Raw genomic sequence first — 2,114 nt, forward strand, 5'->3', positions numbered from 1 at the left:
GGCCCGGACACCGTACGGCGTCCGGGCCCGCTGCGGCCGGAAGGGGCTACCGGGGCGCTCAGGCCTCGGTCTTCTCCTCGGTGGCGGTCTCCTCGGCGGCGGCCTCGACGGTCTCGGCCGTCTCGTCCTCGTCGTCGAAGTTGACCTCGTTGCCCTCGGTGTCGACGACCTTGGCGGCCTCGACCACGGTGGCCAGCGCCTTGCCGCGGGCGACCTCGCCGACCAGCAGCGGAACCTGGCCGCCCTGGACGACCTGCTGCGCGAACTGGTCCGGGGTCAGGCCCGAGCCGGCGGCGCGGCGGATGAGGTGCTCGGTGAGCTCCTCCTGGTTAACACCCAGCTCCTCGTTGGCGACGATCTGGTCCAGGACGAACTGGGTCTTGATGCCCTTCTTCGCCTGCTCCTCGATCTCCGCGTCCCACTCCTCGCGGGTCTTGCCCTGGGTCTCCAGGTACGCGTCGATGGTGAGGCCCATCGGCTGGAGCTGGTGGTGCTCCACGTTGTGCTTGCGGGTCTCGACCTCGTCCTTGAGAAGCTTCTCGGGGTACTCGATCTCAACCAGCGCGAGCAGCGCGTCCAGGACCTTCTCCTGGGCCTGGGTGGCCTGGTCGTACTCCTTCATGCGCTCCAGGCGCTTGCGGGAGTCGGCGCGCAGGTCCTCCAGGGTGTCGAACTCGCTGGCCAGCTGGGCGAACTCGTCGTCCAGCTCGGGCAGCTCCTTCTCCTGGACGGCGGTGACGGTGACGGAGACCTCGGAGGTCTTGCCCGCCTGGGTGCCACCCTTGAGCTCGGTCTCGAAGGTCTTCTCCTCGCCGGCCGACAGGCCGATGACGGCCTCGTCGATGCCGTCGATCAGACGGCCCGAGCCGATCTCGTAGCTGACGCCGTTGGCGGTGCCGTCCTCCGGCACCTCGCCGTCGACCTTGGCCACCAGGTCGACGACCACGATGTCACCGGCGGCGGCGGCGCGCTCGACGTCCTTGACCGAGGAGAAGCGCTCGCGCAGCTGCTCCAGCGACTTCTCGATGTCCTCGTCGGAGACGGCGATCGGGTCGACGGTCACCTCGATGGAGGAGAACTCCGGCAGGGTGACCTCGGGACGAACGTCCACCTCGGCGGTGAACTTCAGGTCGCCGCCATCGGCGATCTTCTCGACACCCTCGATGTTGGTGATGTCGGGCTGTCCGAGGACCTCGATCTTGCCCTCGTCGACGGCCTGCGTGTAGAAGCGCGGCAGGGCGTCGTTGACGGCCTCCTCCAGCACGGCGCCACGGCCGAAGCGCTGGTCGATGACCCGGTTCGGGATCTTGCCCTTGCGGAAGCCCGGGACCGAGACCTGCTGGTTGATCTTCTTGTACGCCGCGTCGAGGCTGGGCTTGAGCTCCTCGAAGGGCACCTCGACGGTGAGTCGAACCCGGGTCGGGTTCAGAGTCTCGACGGCGCTCTTCACGGTTAGGTCTCCTAGGGGCTTGCGGTCAGGTTGTCTCCGCCCGTCCCCGTCGTCCGGACGGAGCCGGAAGGGGGGTCGGACGAGACGGGCGATGGGCGGTTGGAGCTGCATCTCCCGTGGGGTGGACGGTGAGCTTGACTCCTCGCCCTCGTGCGGTTGACCTGGGTTGACGCCACAGGGACTACCGCCAGCGCCCCATCCTACCGGTACCACCAAAGGCGGACGCCAGGCGCCACCGTACCGCCGTCCGGGAGCGCCGAGACAGAACAGGGCCCCGCCCCTACGGACGAGACCCTGCCGCACTGTCGGGGTGACCGGATTCGAACCGACGGCCTTCCGCTCCCAAAGCGGACGCGCTACCAAACTGCGCCACACCCCGTGGTGCCGAGAGGAAGCGTACACGCCGGGCCTGGGCGGCTCGCCGACACAATCCGCCCGGGCGCGACGCGGGATATACCGCGCGGGCGCGCAGGGGGTGTGCGCGATCCGGTGTGCACGCGGGCGGCCGGACCAGGTAGGCTGTCCCCCGAACTTCCGGCCGGTGACGGCTGGGAAGGTCGTGCGGGCGTAGCTCAATGGTAGAGCCCTAGTCTTCCAAACTAGTCACGCGAGTTCGATTCTCGTCGCCCGCTCTCCGGTCCGGCCCCGGTGTGCCCAGCACACC

Annotated in this window: 1 protein-coding gene and 2 tRNA genes; 1 reads left to right on the forward strand and 2 read right to left on the reverse strand. The window is 68.8% G+C overall.

Annotation, left to right across the window (positions count from 1 at the left end):
• Positions 1 to 58: 58 nt before the first annotated feature.
• Together tig and ACFU7Z_RS38970 are read right to left on the reverse strand one after the other, a co-directional pair.
• Positions 59 to 1,450 carry a trigger factor gene (gene tig, locus ACFU7Z_RS38965; protein ID WP_074000685.1) on the reverse strand — a complete coding sequence of 464 codons (1,392 nt, stop codon included), beginning with the start codon at positions 1,448 to 1,450 and terminating at the stop codon, positions 59 to 61.
• A 305-nt stretch (positions 1,451 to 1,755) separates the two neighbouring features.
• A tRNA-Pro gene (locus ACFU7Z_RS38970) sits at positions 1,756 to 1,829 on the reverse strand.
• Between the two features lie 182 nt (positions 1,830 to 2,011).
• Between ACFU7Z_RS38970 and ACFU7Z_RS38975 the strand changes: the two genes are divergently transcribed.
• A tRNA-Gly gene (locus ACFU7Z_RS38975) sits at positions 2,012 to 2,082 on the forward strand.
• The last annotated feature ends 32 nt before the right edge of the window (positions 2,083 to 2,114 follow it).

Origin of the sequence: Kitasatospora sp. NPDC057518 (assembly GCF_042802075.1) — a bacterium.
Taxonomy (GTDB): Bacteria; Actinomycetota; Actinomycetes; order Streptomycetales; family Streptomycetaceae; genus Kitasatospora.